Here is a 16442-nt window from a genome sequence, read left to right as displayed (position 1 = left end):
GTATGAAATACGTCATCTTCACATTCTCGCTTTTGATGGCTGTTGGTAGTTTTGCGCAGCAACAGACTTATGATTTGCTCTCGTTCACGCCACCTTCCGGTTGGACTAAAATTACACGCGAAAATGCAATTGCCTTTTCTTTCACTGATAATGTGAAGCGTACGTGGGCTCAAATCAGTATTGTGAAAAGTACTGTTAGCAAAGGCAACATGGAAAACGATTTTCAAAGTGAATGGAAAGATCTTGCCGTAACACCATACGGTACAAGTCAACAGCCACAGGCGATCGATAAACAAGTCTTTAATGGATGGAACTTCTGGAGTGGCAGTGGAAAATTTGTTTTCAATAACGAGAACGCAAATCTCATCTTAAGCAGTTTTAGTGACGGTCAACGTTGCATAAGCTTTGTTATCATGAGCAATACAACAGCCTATGGTGCAAAGTTCGACGCATTCATTGCATCGATTCAAATTTCTCAGCCGACGGTTGTGAACACGTCGTCGAAGCAGCAACCCGCGGAATCAAAATTACCGGTAGGAAATGACGCGACCGTTGCCGATGGATTTCACTTCAGTACCACAAACTTTGATGATGGCTGGACCAGTGTTGTGAAACCCGATTGGGTTGAGTCGACCAAAGGCAATGTCAAAGTGGTGTTGCATTATCCAAGGAAGGAAGACGGTGAATATATCTCGCAGCAAGTAGATAGAACGAAACGTTTTTGGGATCTTTTAGTCGCTCCGCGATATGTAAGTGCTAGCGATTTCTTTTTCTATGAATACAATACGTCGTTTGAACCGGCCTATTTTGCTTCAGCAAATCTCACCGATAAAAGCGGGAAGACTCAGTTCGTTGCGTTGTTCTCGAAAGCGAAATCAGGTTGGATTGAGGTCATCATGCCTACCAAAGCGGACTTTGTGAAAGTGTTCGGTGTGGATCGACCGGATTCATATTTTGGTGAATGGCAAGCACTATTTAATCTTTCCGGTCTCAATCGATTTGCAGTGTCGTCAGATGACTTGAAAGGTAAGTGGACGTCAGATTTTTCGTCGTCGCTGCAATATTACAATACATTCACGGGGTCTTATGCAGGATACAATGCATACTCATCGAGCCAGAATTTTTCATTCGGCACTAACCGAACTTACAATTGGCAGATCTGGACGGCCAACAGCACGAATGGGGGCACTGTGGCACAGAACGCGAAGTCTTCAGGTACTTTTACGATGAAAGGAAATTGGCAAGTTGTTTTTTCGAAAATTGAGAATAAGCCAAAAACATACAACGCCTACTTCTCGGCGATCAAAGGTGGTCGCGTCCTCTGGCTGCAAGATGTAGAGTATGGCGACTACACACCCTTCGGAAAGGCAGCAAAGTAAGAAGAGTAAGTTATCTTCCTCACAAATCGGAAATCTAAAAACGTCAAGTATGATGATGAAGAGGACAATCAGATTCTCTTCATCATTCTTTCTTGTGTTTACGCAAAAGTGCCACACACGCCGCGACTACTTTTTACCTGTAGTTTCCACGTGCCCTTGTTGCAAATAATTTATACTGGATACATTGAAATCATTAGTTTGTTTTAAATTGACGGCGATTAACGTATAACGATAACAAGCCGCCCTGCAATGGTGTTCTCTTGAAGAGATTAATTTTTTACGATTAACGAATAACGATTAACGATTAACGATTAACGATTAACGATTAACGATTAACGATTAACGATTAACGATTAACGATTAACCTTACCAAACGATGTCCCACGTAAAGTTCGCTTCAGATATAAAACAAAATAGCGTTCAGGAAAAACTATTGATGGCGAAGGTAGAGCGTTTCTCCGATGCCGTCACTGAGATATTGCGAGCGGAGGCAGCCACCAAAGTGAAGAAGCTTGTTTATGTTTTTGTGAATGTTCGTCAACATGCGTCAGCCAAGTTTACCTACACCGTCGATGACAGTCGCGATAAAATTTCCGACAAGGCCGCGTTGGCAATAAAAACAAAGTTTGAGGAAGTATTTGGAAGTGGGGGATGAGAGGAATCATCGCCCAACCCATGCACGAATGCTATTCTATCTTCACGACGGTAATCTCTCCTGTTCTGTTATTAAAAACCATTTGCTGTACCGTCATCGACATCATGACGTCTTCGTCTTTTAAAATCTCAGACATTCCTGAGGCGAAGTCGGAAGAGATTTCCGCAGAAGCTCAAGTGCGCTGGACGTTCTAGTTCTATAATGTGTTCTTCGACCATAATCAAAAAAGTAATATACACGCACCAATTCGGGTTTGGTTATGTAAAATGTGTTTAATGTATCAGGGTCACACAAGGTAGTGTGCCCTGATCATTACTTGCCAATAAAATCGCGGTGTTTGATCTTGGCAACAATCCGGGTGCCTTGTCGATTGAATAATTCAATCGCTGGTTTGCAGATCAAACCTTCGGCAACGTATGCTTTATTTTGTGCGATCGTTGATGTAAAACCTTTCTTCACAAAGTCGATAGCCTCCATCAGTGTACCTTTACCGATTAGTGGTACGATAGCAATATTCATTTTTGTGGATACATCTTCGAGATTGCTACGGGTTAGCCACCATCCATCAACAAGCACGTCAAACAGAATAAAATCACAACCGTTGGCGATGTAGTGCTCGCCTTTTTGAATCTTATGACCGTATCCCTCTCCGTAAATGCAGACGGCCTTCGCGTCTTTGAATACAGCTCGCAATAGGGACGGTGTGAATTTTTCTTGCAGTACATTTAGTAGGAATGATGGAATGTGAGCATCATCGGTTCTACCGCCGAAACGGACTTGTTCTCCATCCCACATAATCCGGATGTTAGTTCCATCAATCTTTTCTGACCATACCCATTGAACATCCTTTAATAGCTCAAATTCAGGAAGTGCCCAATGACCTTCCATCAAGGTTTTAAATTTACTTTCCGGCGTACGCAGGAACACCGTTTGAATTTTGTGGTACTCTTTCATAGTTACCTCCAATTTTAGTTTTTATAAAATATAAACAGCACAGTTTGATCCGTAGCTGTTGCACATCGCGTGAGAATCGAACTCACCACAACCGGATTTGGAGTCCAGTTCGCCACCATTGGCATTCCGATGTAAATGTGCAGCATGTCGGATTCGAACCGACTCTATTCCTAGTTGGAGGCCAGGTGCACCACCATGTATGCGTATGCTGCAAATGAATTTTTTTGGCAATCCAACGTGAGCGCTATGCGCAAGGCAATAGCTTTCCAGGAGGATGATAAAATCAACCTTGAATGTGAATGCTTATTGATGCGAGTCGGGAGCTTTAAAAAGAAAAAGCCCCGAGCGATTACCCAGGGCTTCTATTCTTTGCGAATCGAATTTCTATCTATAATATAGACGTCCCCGGATAATGCCATGACCCCCCAGCCGCTGAAAAACGCGTGCCCTGAAGCCATGAGCTGAGTTGTAATGTATTGATGCCGAGTTTCATTGTCATTTTTGATTTCTTGTGATACAAAGGTAAAGCAACTTTTCTGTTGTTACCTAAAGCGTAACAATATTTTTTTATTCTGATTTCGAATCATGTGTTTAAGGTAAGTTCGATATCAAGCTCTAATTGCCCCAACTGTACTTTAGAACGTAAATTGATTTTCAGTCGGAGAAGACAAATGTCGCGCTTCTTAAAAAAATGATTCTACCATTGTTACATCTCCTCAATATCGGTCAACGCCCATCATTAAATCCCCGAAATCACCATTCAGACAAGTGACTATCGCCACAATCGCAACAGTGACAAGAAAAACAATTAACCCAGTTCTAACATAAGACCGACTGCGATTAGTCAAACCCACCACGACAAAGAAGCCTGCGGCAAGTGTGCCTGCGATAGCGATAAGAATTTTTACAATCAATAAAATCATGAATGGTTTACAATTTGAAGTTGAAATTGATCACAATTTAGGATCTAAGAAACGCTCAACTACTTACGTTAATGTAGAAACTTTCCAAATACTTCCTGGAGCGGATCACGCCCAACGACAGTGTAGAAGAATAATCCACCTAACCAGCCATGAAATATTCCCATCACGTAAACATTGCGCGCTTTCAAATACACATAACCATAAAATAGTGCGAGTACGAAAGTGCCAGCGACAAGCCAATAAAACGGATAGTGTAGCAGTCCGAAGAGTAACGCGGTTAAGAATATAATCAACGCGTTGGAGAATTTGTTACGCTCCAGGTCTTTTGAATTTCCGGCTACGAGACCAATCACCAAAAATTGTTGTATCGTGCCCCATATCGGATACAATATGAGTATCGGTAGTATATGCCATGATAGGTTTATCGTGTTTAAGGAACAACCTACGATGAAGAAAAGCACCACGGCCACGATCCCGAAGGGCAATACAATTCGTAGTACTTCTTTAAAATTGTCAGTACGAAAGCCCCAGTAAGATAAAATACCCGGTTCTTGACGCTGGCGGATAATCACATAAGCGACCCACGCTATGATGGCGACGGATATGAATGGAAGTTTCCAACCCAGCCAGTCCATAAAAACAAATTTCCCGATGCCAGTAGAAACTACGGCGCAGATTTCGAGTTGTCGACGTTTGTCACTGATGATAGGTGTGGGGTTCATCGTAGAAAGTATTTATTAAAGTTAACGCCTTTCTTGGCTCCGGATCAAGTATTGGAAAAATACGATCACGCTGGCCATCCCAAAAAAAGCGGATAGAGCACCAAAACGTTCGCTTATCGCCTTTTGCCCTGCTTATTTAAGCTCGCTTTTTTAGCGAGCTTTTTTTATTTGAAGACCTTTCGATAATTGCGGTAGTTCAAAGGAAATTTTACTTTTAATCACACATGGAAAATTTTGCAAATCAACTGGTCGAATTACTATATAACAAAGAGAATGGACTACTTATCAAGTACCATTTTAATCGCGGGCTAGACTACCATCTTCTTGACAAGCTGTATGATTTTTTAGAGACTGTAAAAAAAGAATGGGCAACAAAACAAGACGTTCCCAAAGACGTGATGTATCAGCTGATCGGCGTTGTGCCAGCGCTCTATCACGACCTATCCTTATACGAAGGTAAACAGGAGTACTACGACTACGAAGAAAAAATTGTCGCACTAGACACGGCAGTGGCAATGTGTCTTAATCCAAATACAAACGACGTACACTTTAACAAGCCCTTGAAAGATTTGGGTTATTTGTAAGAGGTGAAATTGCGTTGAATAGTGTTTTCTTCAGTGGCATGTTTCATCAGTTTTAAACTCGGTGAGATGTGGTTTGCAAGAGTGCTTGTAATAGGGCGTGCCCCTTCGGGTCGGGCTCTCGGCACTCGCCAGTCCACCCACTTCCCGATAGCTATCGGGGCCATTTCGGGCTCAAACAAATGCCTCCATCCCTCACGCGAAGTCAATCAAGTTTTTTCGGCAAGTCTACACGTTTCACATATGGAAACATTTGATCCGTTTAAAACCATCGACTTCCTCCAGATGCGAAAGAGATTTTCAGCGCAACTTGTCAAACTTTAAATGCGCGCAAGCTTCTCCATCGCTTCCTTTTCTTTCGATGATAACAGATTCATTTTTTCGGAAGCCTGTTCGATATATTTAATGTCCTTGGTTTCGCTTGTTTTCAAGAACAATTTTGACACTTCGGTCCAATCGCCGGCAATGCCGATAAAATCTTGATGTGCTTCTTCGAGCAACTCGTGTTTCAATAGCGCGAAGCTTTCTTTCAAAAAATCACGGTACAAATTTCTAAACAGCGCGCCACCTGTGCCTGCTTTTTCCATGAGTGCTGCCGCACCGCTAAAGTCACCGGTGATGTCACGGCTGGACTTAAACCATTTGATGATTTGAGTGCTAGCTTTTTTTATCCCTTTGAAGTTGATGTTGTTGATGGGCGGATTGAGGTAAGCGTTTGCATTATTTCTGATCGCCTCTTGAATAGCAACTTGAAGATCAAAAGTCCGACTTGTTTTAGTGATGGTGTACGATAAATTTTTGGATGACATAGGACCTTTTGCTGCTCTCGCCGACGCTAGACTTTTTAAACTTGTCTTCACCAGGGCACCCTGCTGACAGGTGTCTACCATGTATGCGTTGTTTTGATCATAGCCATACATCGCAGCATAGTGGCCGGCAAAATGAATGGCGTGTGAAAAATACTCTAGGTAATAACAATCCAGTTTTAATCCCACGACAATTCCCTTGTCGAGTTGTTGCGTAACGTTCTCCCACGCTTTTGAAATAGAAGTCGTTTCTTGCGAGACTAAGTCAAGCTTCAAATGACGACAGATGTTTTGTGTAAGAACATCTGGTTTAACACGACCCCCGATGAAAGGATAGTCCATAGCCTTCATCTTCCAGAAGATGAAGGCTAATCCTTCGCCGAGCCCGAACAACATCGGCTCAGAAAGGTTAATATCCAATTGACGCAGCAACGTGCCAGTGGTAGTGGTTTCGCAATGCTGTCCGTCAAATGCTGCTATGTTTTTTATGATCATGATACAAAGTTGATTGACGCACTGTCAACAGTATGTCAGCAGTCCTTTATAAAGCCAAAATAATTCACGAGAACTTTAGAACGGATTTTTACAGCATGCTACCAATGGCTACGAGTGTCCTGGGGGAATTCTTATTTTTGCAAATAATCCACGCCTTGAATTAGACGACTCAGTGGGCCTTTCAAAAGCTGATAAGCGTAAAGTGCGATCCGGTTTTTGTGCCCGTGATGAAAATTTTTTTACGGACACTAGCTAGTAACCAATTGCCCATCACTCAAAAAACTTATCCATTCCACGAACCTTCTGGTTGGTTTACCCATTCCACGACCTCGATAACAACGCTATTGGGGTCCGTAACCATAAATAGTTTTTCACCCCATTCCTCGGTTTTGCAGCGGCAGTGAGATTCTAACGCCCTCGTTTTGCAGTCTTGCTTCTTCTGCTTCAATGTCGTTGGTAACAAATGCGAGTATAGTACCGCGAACAGGAACGTCTCTTAAAAATGTGGGTAGTACTTCAAGTCCCGTTTGCATGTAGATGATGTTTATCCCAGAGGCTTCATGCATTAGCGAGGCAAAACCATCGGCGGCAATTTTTTTTTTGAAGCCAAAGTGGCGCATCAAGTAATCACTAGAAGATTTTACATCATTCACCGTGAGGGAAACAGATAAAGAAGTAATATTCATTTGTGTCGTTTTTAATGTGATACAAATGTCGGCGCTGTTGCAAAGGCTGCATTGTATGAAAACGACATTGAGTCATGCGTTGTCGGCTGAAATAAAATTGCTAAAGTAGGCTTTTGGACTTATGCCCGTGAATTCTTTGAAGTGGTGATTCAAATGTGACTGGTCATAATAGCCATAATCTAACGCGAGGTTTCTGAGTTTTTCTTCGGTGATATTGGCGAACATGGATGCATTTTACCTTTCTAAGCGCCAGAGGATTATGATTTTATGGTTGTTTTGGTAGGCCCCAAAACGAAAAAACCTCGAAATCGTGATGATTTCGAGGTTTTGACTTTGTTTGACTTTTACTCAGCAGAGGAGGAGGGATTCGAACCCCCGGACCTGTTACGGTCTCCGGTTTTCAAGACCGGTGCAATAAACCGCTCTACCACTCCTCTGTGTTTACCCTCCCGAGCTTCTGAAAGCGCAGGTGGGACTCGGTTTATCTAAAATGAGGCTGCAAATTTATACGTTTTCGGGGTTTTGGCAAATCCAAAACGCAAACTTTGTGCATTTTTTACTTCGATTCTTCGCCGTAATCAAGAAAAACCTTCTTGATATCCTTATCGTCGATTTTTCCGGCATTCTTATTATACGCGTCGAGCTCCAATAACACGATACGCTGGTCGTTCAACGCGGCTCGAAGCTTTTCAATGTCCTTGTCAAACTCGGCACTACGACGCGATGACTTCAACGCATACTTACGCGCAAATTCGTCGCCCATTGTTTGCGTCTTATTCCGGATGTCAATTCCGATCTTGATCTTGTCCATAATACTCTCCTTCGAACGACCGATCACTTCCGTCGCTTCAAGTGTACCCAACGTCAACACCGTTGTTCCGCCAATGCCCGATACCACCTTCGCTTGATCCGGATTATCTACGGCGATAGGCGTAAAACCTGTTACGGCGCCAAGCGATGCGTTTACGATAGAGCGATGTTTCTTTCCTTTCTTCGCTTTTTTGTAATCACCATTTAATTTTTTCTGGTGCGCGTCGAGTTGCTGAATCAGCACCATAGCGTCGACGAGGTTTGTGCGGTACTTCTGGAAGAGATGTGCATCTTTCTTCACCATATTCTCGGTGTCGAAGACTTTGATCTTTACCTTTTTCTGAACGCGGTTGTTGGACTTGTCGAGAACGAAGAAAATGATTTCGGAGGTTAATGATGTTTGCGTGTCGTCTACGAATTCGTACCCTGGTGTCCAGATGAATTCATATTGTTGTGCAGTGTTTTCTTTAAGCGATGTTGCCGCGATACGCTTGTCGGTTGGAATAAATCCTGCGCTGCGGATGTTGTCGTCGCCATTCGGATCTGAGATGTAGAGCTTCAGGTTGAGGGTCTCATCTTCTTTGATCGAAAACAAAGTGTCTCCAGGGACGATGTTAATTTCTGAAGGAAGGTCTTGTTGAGTTTGTGATACTTTGATCTTGCCTTTCGTCTCGGCTTTGTCAGGTTGATCTTGTACGATGAACTCGATGTTGAGTGGATTGTTCTTTAAGTTGGCAAACTGAGTGCGTGATGGAGTCCATGTAAATTGACCAGCAGAAGAAATGCTTGCACCTTCTGGCATCTGCGACTGAATGCTTTTAAACACAAGGGGATCGCCATCGGGATCATAAACAAAATCGGATGCGATCTGATAGGTGTTTAAGTTCGATTGCTTGACATAAGCTGTTGGAAGTTCGTCAACAACAGGAGGACGGTTTACGTGATTGAGCGTGAACGTAATTGCTTTTCGTTCACGTTTGCCATCAGCAAGTTGTGCTTGGAAAATGACGGTGAAGTCTTTGAATTTCGTAACACGATCAACGATGTCGAAGGATGGTTTCCATGAGAAATATCCCAATGTATCGAAGTGGATGTCGAGACCTTCTGTGCCCTCGATGGAAAACTTCTTCACGCTTTCATGAGAACTTTTCACTTGAAACGAAAGCAATTCATTTTCATTAAGCGTGTTCCAGCCGGCAGAATCAGGAAAGATCAGACCGTTGTTCTGTGCGTTTAGAAATGAAAAACCTGAGAGGATCAACAAAAAAGAAAGGACAATGCGCTTCACGATAATTTTGTGTATTGTTAATGCGGCGTAAATTTAACAAGAACGAAATGGTATGATATGCCACCGATAAAAAAGAAGCCTGGGGATTACAATTTTTTCGATGATGTGTATGCGGTGGTGCGATTAATTCCTTCTGGACGCGTTACGAGCTATGGGGCAATCGCCCATTACCTTGGATTAAAATCTTCCGCACGAATGGTAGGCTGGGCTATGCATGGTTGCCCGAAAGATGTTCCTGCACATCGTGTGGTGAATAGTGCGGGCCTACTCACCGGAAAACATCACTTTAAACCACCTTCAAAGATGGCTGAGCTGTTGAAAAAAGAAAAGCTAGTGGTGGTTAACGATAAAATTGTGCGATTCAAAGAAGTATTCTGGAATCCGTCGGAAGAGCTGTCTCTGAATGAGAAGAAACGAGCCAAAAAACGTCCCAAATCTGGAGAGGGCCAATAGGTTCATCGCTCAAATATTCCTGAAAATGCCATTTTTCTCCTGATGGCATACCCTTCGCTATAGTGATTCCGAAAGAATCGACTATGAAGACCCTCATCAACATACTCGCCATTTTCTTTCTCTTCTTATCTACGCATGCATTAGCGAATGATAGAGAAGAAAGTGATTATGAAAAAGAAAGGCAGCGCAACTTATTCGTCATGAAAGCCGAGAAAAAATTTCGCGGTGCAAGAGTCGAAGTGTTGAGCGCAAACGGAAATGTGATCACTTCCGGAAATCTTGAAAAAAGAAAAGTGGTGATCGATTTCAATGCTGTGAAATTCGGAACGTATACGATTAGGGTTTCAAAAGGTGATGAAACAAAAGAGTTTCATTTTGTAAAACGATAACAACAGCTGCACGATGTGCACTGCAAAATAAGTGGGGTTGGTTTTAATCGGGTCTAGGCTGCTTCGGGTTGAGGTAGCCTTTTCCTTTTTAATGCAGGTTGTTCCACAGACAAACGTGAAGACCGCAAAGTCACACAGAGGTATTTTTTCTGTATCTCTGTGCATTTACCTTATGCCCGCTTTGAAATAGCAAAGAGTCCCGCAAACGTAATAACGCCATTCACCAAGAGAATCTCCAATCCGAATTTGTAGCCGTTAAAGATTTCTACAGAATATAAGTTCAGCAAGTATCCAAGTGTTGGTGCGATCACACAAACAATCGGTACAGCCCATCCTTTCAATTGACGTTTTGTAAATAATCCGAAGGAGAATAATCCAAGCAACGGCGCATAAGTGTATGTGGCAATGCCCAATACTGCATCGATCACAGATCGATTGTTGATTTCACGGAAGACCACAATGATGAGCAGAAACAAAACAGAGAATCCTAAGTGGACCATAAACTTTTGACGTTTGCGAACAGGCTCAGGCTTGTTCTTGAAATCAAGAAAGTCGATGCAAAACGATGTTGTTAATCCGGCAAGAGCGGAATCCGCGCTAGCGTATGATGAAGCTGTAATACCGAGTAAGAAAAATATTCCCACTGCGAGTCCAAGGTTGTTCAACGCGAGTGTGGGGAACAATTCGTCGGATGGCCCTGTATAGTTGATGCCATTTTTCTGTACATAGAAATAAAGTAATGCGCCGAGTATCAAGAAGAGTACATTGACGATAACGAGAATGATGCTAAACCAAAACATATTCTTCTGAGCTTCGCCGATGTTTTTACACGTCAGATTTTTTTGCATGATCTCTTGATCGAGACCTGTCATGGTTATCGTGATGAATGCACCGCCGATAAATTGTTTCCAGAAGTATGATCCAGCAAGTGGGTCTTCAAACTGAAAAATTTTATTGTAGTCGCTAGCGCTCACCGTGCTCACCATTTCTGAGAATGACCATCCGAGTTGGTCGGTGATTTGCCACACGGCGATGATCACTGCCGATACGAGGAATATGGTTTGAAAAGAGTCGGTCCACACGATCGTTTTTACGCCACCTTTGAAAGTGTAAATCCAGATGAGTGCGATCGTGATGCCGACGGTGACTGCGAAAGGAACATGAAGCGCATCAAAAAGAAATATTTGCAGTACTTGTGCAGCGATGAAAAGTCGCAGCGACGATCCCAGTGTTCTTGACACAAGAAAAACAAAGGCACCGGTTTTATACGACCATGTATTAAAGCGTTGCTCCAGGTAGGAATAAATAGATATTACGTTCAGTCGATAATAAAGCGGCATCAAGATTCCGATGATAACCCAATAGCCGACGAGGTATCCGAGCACGATCTGAAAATAAGTGAAGCCGATCTTGCCCACATTTCCTGGAACCGAAATGAAGGTAAGTCCGGAGAGCGAGGAGCCAATCATACCGAAGGCAACAAGGAACCATGGCGATTGCCGGTTAGCGGTGAAGAAGGTGTTCGTGTCGGCACCGCGGGCGGTCACGAAAGCAATCGTGATCAGCATGCCGAAGTACACAATCATGATGGAGAGAACTAATCCGGGCGTCATGAGAAAAAAATATTTTGGCAAAGAATGTGAATTCCCACGAAAAGCAAAATGGAGTCGAGAAAATCGGCGGTGGAAAGAATTAAAATGACGGTGCGATTTGTTACCTTTGTATGAAATCTGCCCAAATCGTATGAAGCACGCATTCCAAGAAGAAGAGTTAGTCGATGTGATGGAGGCCGTGGAAACCACGGATCTGATGGATCTTGTTGTGTTTAATGATGACTTCAATACTTTCGATCACGTGATCAACACGTTAATCCGGGTGTGTAAGCACACCAACGAACAAGCCGAGCAGTGTACTATTATCATTCATTACAAAGGAAAATGCCCTGTTAAGAGCGGGAGCTTTGAATTCTTAAAGCCTTTGCGTGAAGCGATCTGCGAAGCCGGTATTGACGCCCGTATTCTGTAAGCGACCGTTAGTTTTTTCCATCTTGTTGAATAAAAGCTGAGTGGAGTATCCATCGAAATTAATTGAAGATGCCGTCAACCAGATTGCAAAGCTTCCTGGCATTGGAAAAAAAACGGCGTTGCGTTTGGTGTTGCACCTTATCAAAGACAAATCAGAAAACACCTACGCCCTCACCGACGCGCTTGTGAAGCTACGCGGCAATATTAAGTTCTGTTCTAGCTGTCATAATATTTCCGATCACGATGTGTGTTCTATCTGCTTAAGCCAGCGCCGTGATCGCTCCGTAATATGCGTCGTCGAAGATTCAAAAGATGTGATGGCCATTGAAAATACGGCCCAATTCGTTGGGCTCTATCATGTGCTTGGCGGCGTAATCTCTCCGATGAATGGCATTGGCCCGTCCGAATTAAAAATTGACTCACTCGTAACGCGCATCAGTGCTGCACAAAACGAAGTAAAAGAAATCATCCTTGCCTTGAGCCCTACGATGGAAGGCGACACAACAGCATTTTATATCAACCGACGGATCAAAGATTTCACTGTAAAGGTGAGTGTGATAGCCCGTGGCGTACCCGTTGGCGGCGATCTCGAATATGCAGACGAAATTACCTTGGGAAGAAGTATTGCCGGACGAACACTTTTTCAATAGCTTTTTAATGCAGCTGCGAGCTTCGAGCCACGAGTAAGTTTGGCAGATCAGCCGGAAGCACGATTAACATCGAACGGAGCGTGAGCAGCTCCTTGCTTTCACAATTAACGTTTAACCATTTTAACGATTAACGCCCACGGCCTCCGTGGAAAACGTAACCAACAATTGTTAGGACTAAAAAATAGTATAACGTCTCCGACACACCATACGGAGATAATGCTTTTCTTTGCCCGGTTTAATTTTACCCGCTTATGAAAAAACTTTCTAACAGAATCGAAGCTATCGAAGAATCAGCAACCCTGGCCATGGCCGCGAAAGCGCGTGAGTTTAAGCAGAAGGGTATCGATGTGATCAGTTTAAGTCTTGGAGAACCTGACTTTAAAACACCAATTCACATTTGTGATGCAGCGAAGAAAGCGATAGATGATGGAAAGTATTTCGCATATCCTCCGGTAGCAGGATACCAAGATCTTCGTGAAGCATTGGCAGCGAAATATCAGAAAGAAAATAACGTCCCTTACAAGGCCGAAAATATTGTTGTGTCGAATGGTGCAAAGCAATCTATCTCAAATGCGATGCTCGCACTCCTTAATCCTGGCGACGAAGTAATCGTGTTCTCTCCGTATTGGGTGAGCTACGATGCATTGGTGCGCCTCGCAGAAGCAACGCCTGTGATTGTAAAAGGTGGAATTGAAAATGATTTCAAAGTAACAGCGGCTCAGCTGGAGAAGGCAATCACACCAAAGACTAAGTTGATGATCTTCTCATCACCGTGTAATCCAACAGGATCTGTGTTTTCTAAAAAAGAACTTCAGGCAATTGCCGATGTAATCTTGAAACACGAAGACCTGCTCGTTATTGCTGATGAAATTTATGAGCATATCAACTTCACTGGAGAGCAAGTAAGTATTGCATCTTTCCCGGGTATGTTTGATCGTACCATCACGGTGAATGGCTTTGCAAAAGGGTACGCTATGACGGGATGGAGAGTAGGTTACATCGCAGCACCAAAATGGATTGCCGATGGTTGTAACAAAGTGCAAGGTCAAGTGACTTCAGCAAACTGCTCTATCGCACAGCGTGCTGCACTTGCGGCTGTAACGGGCGATATTGCACCGACAAATCAAATGGTCGGAGAGTATCGCAAGCGTCGCGATGTAGTTTACAATCTCTTGAAAGAAATTCCTGGTGTGAAAGCAAATTATCCTGAAGGTGCTTTTTATTTCTTCCCTGATGTGAGCTACTACTACGGCAAATCGGATGGAACACGCACCATTAAAAATGGCGACGACTTCTGTTTGTATATGCTTGAGCTTGCGCACGTGTCACTTGTTCCAGGAGGCGCTTTTGGTGACGAAACATGTGTAAGACTTTCTTACGCAGCCTCTGAAAAAGACCTCGTGGAGGCCATGAAGCGTTTGAAAACGACGCTTGCAACGTTCAAATAAGTCATACAGGTTTTATAAAGACTGAGTAGGTTCATGGGGCAATCTTGTGAACCTTCTTTTTTTTATTGAATGGCGGAAAAGACGCGTCACACAAACACATTATAAATCAAAGAGATAACCCGACGGCAGCTCGACCAAAATAATGTGTATTATAATCCCCTAAATCGAGGATTTACCGCCGGAAACCAATTCTAAACGGTTTTACTTTGAATGGCGTAACTTTAATGCAGAATTTTATCGGCTTGAAATTTATAGAGGACATACCGCGGATTTGGAAGCGAGCTTATCTACTCCTGTGTATTTGGTATGCGGCAAAGTATGCTGTCGGTACCTTTTTGGAATGGAAATTAGAGCTTCGGGATCCATATATTTTCTGGAACGCGTTATACATGTTTGAGGCACTCTGCCTACTCATCATCGCTATTTTCTTTTATTCAAACTGGCTCTTTCGCTTTAGTGTCTATTTCCAGGTTGCTGGACACGTGGCCGGCGCAATGACGCACTTCTTTATCATGGGAACGCTGTCGTATATCGTGGAAGATCATGTGGTCGGTTACAGCGGTTGGGAATTTTGGAAGGCGCACATCATTAGTCTGCTGAAGTGGGAAGGTCTTCATTTCCATGATCAATATATCATTACTATAGGTGTGTACTACGTAATCCGATATTTCCTTGGATTGCAAAAAGAAGAAACAGAGAAGAGCGAGCTTAATCTCAAAAATCGTGAGATGCAGCTTTCACTATTGAAATCGCAAATCAATCCGCACTTTTTGTTCAATACACTAAACTCAATCAATACGTTGATCGGTTCAAGTAAAGAGCAAGCGCGAAAAGTGATCACGCAACTGTCTGATATTTTCCGCTATGCGTTGGATTCTCATGGCGATCAAATGGTAAAACTTATCCAAGAACTCGACTTTATCGACAACTACATTCGCATCCAACAAGTGCGTTTTGGCGATCGACTGAAATTTATCAAACAAGTTGATTTCTCTTGTCTCAATGTTCCAATTCCACCGATGATCTTACAACCATTGGTTGAAAACTCTGTGAAGTATGGTATCGCACCAAAAGACGACGGCGGTACAATTGTGTTGACCGTAAAACGTTTCAACAACATGATCTTCTTCGAGGTAAAAGACGATGGACTGGGATCGAATGCCCAAAAGGTAATCGATGGTAGTTCCAGCGGTGTAGGCATGAAAAATACAGATCAACGCTTACGAAGTATTTTTGGTCCAGGATCTAGTCTCCGTATTCGTTCTAACGAATGGGGATATTCCGTAAGTTTCTTCATACCTTTTGAGGAAGAAGGCCAAACTTCATCCGAGGAAACCTTGAAAAGTCAAGCCGTATAAACAACAACAACAACAACAATTAATCCTACTAAAACGCTACATACATGAACATAACTTGTGTCATCGTTGATGATGAAAAACTAGCCCGCGATCTTCTCCAGGAATTTCTTCAGCAGATTCCAAACATTCAAATCGTTGCTGAGTGTTCAAAAGGAAAAGAAGCGGTTGAAACTATCGACAAGGTGAAACCAGACCTCGTTTTTCTGGATGTACAAATGCCTGGCATGACCGGCTTTGATGTTTTGGACGAGATCACGCACGATCCTTATGTGATTTTTTGTACAGCGTATGATCAGTATGCCATCAAAGCATTCGAGAAAAATGCAGTCGACTACATTCTGAAACCACTCGATCAAGAACGTTTCAGACAAGCCGTAGAACGCGCCATTGCCCGCATGAAGATGGAGCAGAACAATGTGGGTGAACTGCTACGGAATCTTAAAACAGAAAATAAAACTTCCTACGATAGCCACATCTTCGTTCAGAAATCTGAGAAGCTTCTCAATCTGCCTGTAGACGAAATCGTGTACCTCGAAGCGTCTGGTGATTATACAATACTAACAACGAAAAATGACCAGTTCGTAAGCTCGTCAGGTATTGGCAAGCTAGAAGAGATTTTGAATCCGGAGATCTTTATCCGCGTTCACCGCAGTACGATTATCAACATCAACAGCTTGAAAGAAATCGAAAAGCATTTTAACGGCGGAATGGTTGTGAAAATGCAAAACGGCAAAAGCTTCCCGGTGAGTCGCACATATGCGAAACTTATCCGTAAGAAAGTTGTCTGAGATATTGTTTTTAGGAATACAAGAAGGGTCACT

The 16442-nt window shown here is 43.0% G+C and carries 19 protein-coding genes and 3 tRNA genes; 11 read left to right on the top strand and 11 right to left on the bottom strand.

What is annotated here, in order from left to right:
- Positions 1-2 precede the first annotated feature (2 nt).
- From DQQ10_RS01705 to DQQ10_RS01695, 3 genes are all read left to right on the top strand, one after another.
- Complete coding sequence (locus tag DQQ10_RS01705; RefSeq protein ID WP_112745065.1) at positions 3-1379, top strand: hypothetical protein; 1377 nt, start codon at positions 3-5, stop codon at positions 1377-1379.
- A 376-nt stretch (positions 1380-1755) separates the two neighbouring features.
- Positions 1756-2034, top strand: coding sequence for a hypothetical protein (locus tag DQQ10_RS01700; protein WP_112745064.1), 279 nt, complete (start codon positions 1756-1758; stop codon positions 2032-2034).
- On the top strand, positions 2031-2228 hold the full coding sequence (locus DQQ10_RS01695; RefSeq protein ID WP_112745063.1) for a hypothetical protein: 198 nt from the start codon (positions 2031-2033) through the stop codon (positions 2226-2228). The genes DQQ10_RS01700 and DQQ10_RS01695 overlap by 4 nt, the downstream gene beginning before the upstream one ends.
- 118 nt (positions 2229-2346) lie before the next feature.
- On the opposite strand, the gene DQQ10_RS01690 is transcribed toward DQQ10_RS01695, so the two are convergent.
- The 5 genes from DQQ10_RS01690 to DQQ10_RS01675 all read right to left on the bottom strand — a co-directional run bounded on the left by DQQ10_RS01690 (position 2347) and on the right by DQQ10_RS01675 (position 4633).
- Positions 2347-2988, bottom strand: a complete 642-nt coding sequence (locus DQQ10_RS01690) for an RNA ligase family protein (protein WP_112745062.1) — start codon at positions 2986-2988, stop codon at positions 2347-2349.
- Between the two features lie 61 nt (positions 2989-3049).
- Positions 3050-3121 (bottom strand) — tRNA-Trp (locus DQQ10_RS27835).
- 5 nt (positions 3122-3126) lie between these two features.
- Positions 3127-3200 (bottom strand) — tRNA-Gly (locus DQQ10_RS27830).
- A 504-nt stretch (positions 3201-3704) separates the two neighbouring features.
- Complete coding sequence (locus DQQ10_RS01680; RefSeq protein WP_112745060.1) at positions 3705-3911, bottom strand: hypothetical protein; 207 nt, start codon at positions 3909-3911, stop codon at positions 3705-3707.
- 68 nt (positions 3912-3979) lie between these two features.
- Positions 3980-4633 carry a CPBP family intramembrane glutamic endopeptidase gene (locus DQQ10_RS01675; RefSeq protein WP_112745059.1) on the bottom strand — a complete coding sequence of 218 codons (654 nt, stop codon included), beginning with the start codon at positions 4631-4633 and terminating at the stop codon, positions 3980-3982.
- Between the two features lie 224 nt (positions 4634-4857).
- Between DQQ10_RS01675 and DQQ10_RS01670 the strand changes: the two genes are divergently transcribed.
- Entirely contained in the window at positions 4858-5217 is a 360-nt protein-coding gene (locus tag DQQ10_RS01670) for a hypothetical protein (RefSeq protein ID WP_112745058.1), read from the top strand.
- Between the two features lie 317 nt (positions 5218-5534).
- On the opposite strand, the gene DQQ10_RS01665 is transcribed toward DQQ10_RS01670, so the two are convergent.
- From DQQ10_RS01665 to DQQ10_RS01645, 5 genes are all read right to left on the bottom strand, one after another.
- Entirely contained in the window at positions 5535-6515 is a 981-nt protein-coding gene (locus DQQ10_RS01665; protein WP_112745057.1) for a BtrH N-terminal domain-containing protein, read from the bottom strand.
- 371 nt (positions 6516-6886) lie between these two features.
- Positions 6887-7201: a VOC family protein gene (locus tag DQQ10_RS01660; RefSeq protein ID WP_221409650.1), complete on the bottom strand. Its 315-nt coding sequence runs from the start codon at positions 7199-7201 to the stop codon at positions 6887-6889.
- Positions 7202-7273: 72 nt separating this feature from the next.
- Entirely contained in the window at positions 7274-7426 is a 153-nt protein-coding gene (locus tag DQQ10_RS01655; protein ID WP_112745056.1) for an AraC family transcriptional regulator, read from the bottom strand.
- Positions 7427-7553: 127 nt separating this feature from the next.
- Positions 7554-7638 (bottom strand) — tRNA-Ser (locus DQQ10_RS01650).
- 119 nt (positions 7639-7757) lie between these two features.
- Entirely contained in the window at positions 7758-9299 is a 1542-nt protein-coding gene (locus DQQ10_RS01645; protein WP_112745055.1) for an Ig-like domain-containing protein, read from the bottom strand.
- A 57-nt stretch (positions 9300-9356) separates the two neighbouring features.
- On the opposite strand from DQQ10_RS01645, the gene DQQ10_RS01640 reads away from it, so the two are divergent.
- Positions 9357-9752, top strand: coding sequence for an MGMT family protein (locus DQQ10_RS01640; protein ID WP_112745054.1), 396 nt, complete (start codon positions 9357-9359; stop codon positions 9750-9752).
- 83 nt (positions 9753-9835) lie between these two features.
- Positions 9836-10141, top strand: a complete 306-nt coding sequence (locus tag DQQ10_RS01635) for a hypothetical protein (RefSeq protein WP_133259503.1) — start codon at positions 9836-9838, stop codon at positions 10139-10141.
- 170 nt (positions 10142-10311) lie between these two features.
- Here DQQ10_RS01635 and DQQ10_RS01630 read toward each other — a convergent pair whose 3' ends face one another.
- Positions 10312-11754, bottom strand: a complete 1443-nt coding sequence (locus DQQ10_RS01630; RefSeq protein WP_112745052.1) for a sodium:solute symporter — start codon at positions 11752-11754, stop codon at positions 10312-10314.
- Between the two features lie 130 nt (positions 11755-11884).
- Here DQQ10_RS01630 and DQQ10_RS01625 point away from each other — a divergent pair, with 130 nt between their 5' ends.
- The 5 genes from DQQ10_RS01625 to DQQ10_RS01605 all read left to right on the top strand — a co-directional run bounded on the left by DQQ10_RS01625 (position 11885) and on the right by DQQ10_RS01605 (position 16409).
- A complete protein-coding gene (locus tag DQQ10_RS01625) occupies positions 11885-12166 on the top strand; it encodes an ATP-dependent Clp protease adaptor ClpS (protein ID WP_112745051.1) in 282 nt (93 codons plus the stop codon).
- A 40-nt stretch (positions 12167-12206) separates the two neighbouring features.
- Positions 12207-12815, top strand: coding sequence for a recombination mediator RecR (gene recR / locus DQQ10_RS01620; protein ID WP_112745050.1), 609 nt, complete (start codon positions 12207-12209; stop codon positions 12813-12815).
- A 251-nt stretch (positions 12816-13066) separates the two neighbouring features.
- Positions 13067-14263, top strand: a complete 1197-nt coding sequence (locus DQQ10_RS01615; RefSeq protein ID WP_112745049.1) for a pyridoxal phosphate-dependent aminotransferase — start codon at positions 13067-13069, stop codon at positions 14261-14263.
- A gap of 224 nt (positions 14264-14487) precedes the next feature.
- Positions 14488-15621 (top strand): sensor histidine kinase, encoded by a 1134-nt coding sequence (locus DQQ10_RS01610; protein WP_112745048.1) that lies wholly within the window; start codon positions 14488-14490, stop codon positions 15619-15621.
- A 44-nt stretch (positions 15622-15665) separates the two neighbouring features.
- Positions 15666-16409, top strand: coding sequence for a LytR/AlgR family response regulator transcription factor (locus tag DQQ10_RS01605; protein ID WP_112745047.1), 744 nt, complete (start codon positions 15666-15668; stop codon positions 16407-16409).
- The last annotated feature ends 33 nt before the right edge of the window (positions 16410-16442 follow it).

The organism is Pseudochryseolinea flava, from assembly GCF_003286915.1.
Taxonomy (GTDB): Bacteria; Bacteroidota; Bacteroidia; order Cytophagales; family Cyclobacteriaceae; genus Ohtaekwangia; species Ohtaekwangia flava.
The sequence above is the reverse complement of the archived record's forward strand: the minus strand, read 5'-3'. Positions and strand labels throughout refer to the sequence as shown.